Annotated in this window: 3 protein-coding genes and 7 tRNA genes; all 10 read right to left on the bottom strand. The window is 41.9% G+C overall.

Going from position 1 to position 4,164, the window contains the following annotated elements:
* Window positions 1-806, bottom strand: an 806-nt coding sequence (locus G5B11_RS18205; RefSeq protein ID WP_173729276.1) for a DUF4428 domain-containing protein, incomplete at its 3' end; no start/stop codon positions are given.
* Between the two features lie 352 nt (window positions 807-1,158).
* The gene (locus tag G5B11_RS18210; RefSeq protein WP_173729277.1) at window positions 1,159-1,977 is read right to left on the bottom strand and encodes a hypothetical protein; all 819 of its coding nucleotides are present in this window, start codon (window positions 1,975-1,977) and stop codon (window positions 1,159-1,161) included.
* A gap of 294 nt (window positions 1,978-2,271) precedes the next feature.
* Window positions 2,272-3,249, bottom strand: coding sequence for a choloylglycine hydrolase (bsh, locus tag G5B11_RS18215; protein WP_173729278.1), 978 nt, complete (start codon window positions 3,247-3,249; stop codon window positions 2,272-2,274).
* 120 nt (window positions 3,250-3,369) lie between these two features.
* Window positions 3,370-3,455, bottom strand: a tRNA-Leu gene (locus G5B11_RS18220).
* A 25-nt stretch (window positions 3,456-3,480) separates the two neighbouring features.
* Window positions 3,481-3,553, bottom strand: a tRNA-Val gene (locus tag G5B11_RS18225).
* A gap of 23 nt (window positions 3,554-3,576) precedes the next feature.
* Window positions 3,577-3,650 (bottom strand) — tRNA-Asp (locus G5B11_RS18230).
* Between the two features lie 24 nt (window positions 3,651-3,674).
* Window positions 3,675-3,748, bottom strand: a tRNA-Ile gene (locus G5B11_RS18235).
* 4 nt (window positions 3,749-3,752) lie between these two features.
* Window positions 3,753-3,825: transfer RNA gene (locus G5B11_RS18240), tRNA-Thr, on the bottom strand.
* A 57-nt stretch (window positions 3,826-3,882) separates the two neighbouring features.
* A tRNA-Glu gene (locus G5B11_RS18245) sits at window positions 3,883-3,954 on the bottom strand.
* Window positions 3,955-3,969: 15 nt separating this feature from the next.
* Window positions 3,970-4,042: transfer RNA gene (locus G5B11_RS18250), tRNA-Asn, on the bottom strand.
* Window positions 4,043-4,164: the final 122 nt, after the last annotated feature.

The following is a 4,164-nucleotide window of genomic DNA, read 5'->3' on the forward strand; positions in this document are numbered from 1 at the left end:
GACATTCCCGGCTGCATTCCTCCGTTCATATTCATCCCGGACATTCCCGGCTGCATCCCTCCGTTCATGTTCATCCCGGACATTCCTGGCTGCATTCCTCCGTTCATGTTCATCCCGGACATTCCTGGCTGCATTCCTCCATTCATATTCATCCCGGACATTCCTGACTGCATTCCTCCGTTCATATTCATCCCAGACATTCCTGGCTGCATTCCGGCTGCATTTGGTGTCAGTGCGGCAACAATCTGATATCCCGTCTGTTCTACTTCCATCAATTCGTTTCTCTTTTCACTGCTTATAGAAAATGTATTCAAACGAAAATCCATATCATCAAACCAGGGAGTATTAACCTTAATACGCATCGTATAATCATATTCATAGTTATATACTGGCGGCTGATAGCTTACTGTCTTTCCATCCTTTGTATATGTTTCTTCAAGCTGCTGTTGCTCTACCTCTACTCTGCACTGCACAATAGCTGATAAAGGAACGATATCTGGGTTTTCATTCACATCCAGTTTGCGTGCAACTGTAAAATTCCCCTTATGATCATCAATAAAAACAGTGTAGTTTCTGGTATTGATCTGACGGGTAACGCAAAAATCCATTACCGCTTTTTTATTCTTTTCACGGTATTCCAATTGACGTTTGATATCTTCTACTGTGCTGTGCCGCCGCTCTTCAAACCATGGTGATAATTTTTTTGCACAATCCTTACATAAATTTCCGTCGTCTAATTTTCTATTTCCAAGTAAACCTATTTTTTCTCCACAGATATCACAAATTTTTTTATCAAATAATCCCATGCCCTACCTCCCTTTTTTATCTCAGTCGAGAAGACTCCCACCTCTTTCAGGTGGTGAGTAACAGCAAGTTCGTCTCAGTGGGAGTCCAATCTCCGACTGAGATAAACGCTTTGCGAGGATGCGCAGTGATTCTGTAAAGAATATGTCAGCTTACGCTGACCAGAATCACGCGCCAAGTCTCGCAACTGCTCGACTTGAATTCAGTCAAGAAGAATTTCAAAAATGTCTTGGTATTCTTGCCGGAAGATGTGCGTCATGCAACGCATCACATATTTTTCTACACATCTTGGCAATCCTATATCCTATACTGCCGCACTGGAATAAGATATCTCCGGTACGGCAGTGTTTTACTCTATTCAGTAACAGTTATTTTGTCAAAATATGTCTTTACAGAAAAATCTTCCCCATCTGTTTCAGAATCTTCTGATTCTTCACTGTCATCAGCGTCTGCTTCAAAACAAAGCTTTCCATCATCCAGCAAAGTGAACTTCATAAGATCACAACTGAAGAACATAGTCCCTGCCTCATCTTCGGACACAGCCTTCAAGATCAGGTTATTTCCTTCCACCTCACCTGAAAGCTCTACTTTGCTCTCTTCTCCGCTCTCTATTAAAGAAAGCTCAGCCGTATCCCCTTGAACTGTCAGCATCATCTCAAATCCAGTCAGTTCAGCATCGACCGGCATCTGCATTCCAAATGCTTCCATCAAAGTACACATCCATTCTCCTTCAAAATCCTCTATTGCAGGATTTTCTACCGGTTCACCAGGTACATATGGCTCATATTCTTCTTTTTCCTGGCTCATGATCATTGTCATTCCGTCTGCATCTATAGTCAACTTGCCATCAGCATACTCACATTCTTTAGTTTCACCATCATTGGTTATCAGTAATTTATCATCTTCTATTTTCCACTCTGCCTGATCTACCTCTGGCTCCTCTCCACTGCTAGATGTTGTTGTCTCTATCTGTCCGCCTTCTTTAATGTCAACGGTCACTTCCATTCCCATTGATTCCGGATGGAACGTCATGTTTCCTCCCATAGAAAGCTCATTTACATACCAGGTTCCAATAACGTCCTTTTCTTCAAGTGCATAAACACTCACGCTCATCATACCTGCCATTAAAACTCCAACAGATCCAGCCACCCATAATTTCATTTTTTTGTTCATAAAAACATCTCCTTTCTTGTTATACTCGTGTTTTCGTTCATCTTCATTATACGTAAACGCTTCAATATTTACACTAGCACTTCTGACAGTAACTGTTCCAGGATTGCCTATGCTACTGTTCACAGGTAATATCCTGCCAGGTATTTTTCCAAAAATCCATCAAAAAAAATGACTACTTCCCGGCATAAAGGAAATAGTCATATTCTTAACTCAGTACAGATACTACAGATATCTCTCATTCCTGTAGATATAAAGATATAAATCTGAAAATGCAGCTAATACTATTGAAAAATGTTATCTATTTTGATATTTAATCTGTTCTCCCTGAATTAACGGATAACAAACCAGTTTATCGCTATCCAGATTTTCACTGTGCATATCCACCGCACTGATCTGGTGATTCTCATAGGTATTATAATAATAGATTCCTTTTGTAGCATTACAGCAGGAAGTATACAGCGTAATCTCATACTTTCCATCAGAGACCTGGCAACAACCGCGCTGCTGATCTACTGATCCTAAAATATGGAAAAACTGGCTGACACTTTCCATCTCGGATTCGCCGGAAAATGCATTAACTTTTGTAAATGCCACGCGGACAAAGCGAGAAGCAGAAGATAAATCCCCAGGAAGGCCCAGACCTCCCATTCCCCGGCTATAAGCATTAAGGTTCAAATCACTTGAAAATGTGTTCACTGGCTGTTTGGGAGAAAGGTGCATATAGTTATTCAGCTGAAATATCTGTTGCGGAAAAGGTGGATTGTTTGTGAGGACTCCTACCGGATTGTCATAAACATGCAATCCATCAGACATAGATTCTACTGTAATACACTCCTTTTCATCAGCAATAAGCCAATGTAGCTGCGCCAAAGGCAGTTGTTCACTGAAAGGCGTATTCACTATATTTATACGATGAAGTAATTCCCGAGTCTCTGTTACAGAGGAACACTGGCTTAAAATCCAAGGAATAAATTCAAACTGTGCAATATTATCCACTTCGCTCTGTAAATCTGAATAAGAAGCGTTTCCCACAAAATTAAGTCCTGCCATACCGAGTCCCTTTTCATTGATGGCATCATAGTACAGCGGGTAATTTCCTGCAACATGAGCCATCCCGATAATCGCATAATGGTTCTTCAGCTCTCTCACATGTCGAAAATGAAACGGGAAGCTTCGGGGTGTAATAGTAACCTGATCACCATAAGAAAATTCATAATCCAGCGTTCTTCCAAAATAAAAGTCTTTTGTTTTATAAGTAGCTGCTGTACACATAATCATTTCTCCTATAACACGTTCTGTATTTTCTTTTTTATTATAGCCAAATGAATACTTTTTATCAATGTCATCTTCTACAACATAAAAAAACCCTTGAAAATCAAGGGCTTTAATTAATGCCGCAGACCGGAATCGAACCGGTACGGGTATCACTACCCACGGGATTTTAAGTCCCGGGCGTCTGCCAGTTCCGCCACTGCGGCATGCATATAATTTAGTAAAATAGGATGGGGCCTATAGGGCTCGAACCTATGACCCTCTGCTTGTAAGGCAGATGCTCTCCCAGCTGAGCTAAGACCCCATAAAATTTGCTAAATACAGCAACGACCCGGAAGAGACTCGAACTCTCGACCTCCGCCGTGACAGGGCGGCGCTCCAACCAACTGAGCCACCGGGCCAGAAAAATATTTATATAACAAAAATGGACCTTCGGGGACTCGAACCCAGGACCGACCGGTTATGAGCCGGTTGCTCTAACCAACTGAGCTAAAGGTCCAAAAAGCCGATGATCGGACTCGAACCGATAACCTGCTGATTACAAATCAGCTGCTCTGCCAATTGAGCCACATCGGCACATAAAAAACATACCAAATGTCAGAGTTAAGCCTCTCAAAAATCTCATTTTGTAAGTGACTCCAAGGGGATTTGAACCCCTGTTACCGCCGTGAAAGGGCGGTGTCTTAACCGCTTGACCATGGAGCCATATTTAATTTTAAGCTCCCCCTGTTGGACTCGAACCAACGACACTGCGGTTAACAGCCGCATGCTCTACCGACTGAGCTAAGGAGGAATAACCTGAAAGTATTTTGTACCTTCAAAACCACATACATGCTGACATCCTTTGGAATCTTTAACCTGCTTTTTGGTCAAGCCCTCGACCGATTAGTACTGGTCAACTCCGTACATTACTGC

The sequence above is a fragment of the Blautia glucerasea genome, assembly GCF_013304385.1.
Taxonomy (GTDB): domain Bacteria; phylum Bacillota; class Clostridia; order Lachnospirales; family Lachnospiraceae; genus Blautia_A; species Blautia_A ammoniilytica.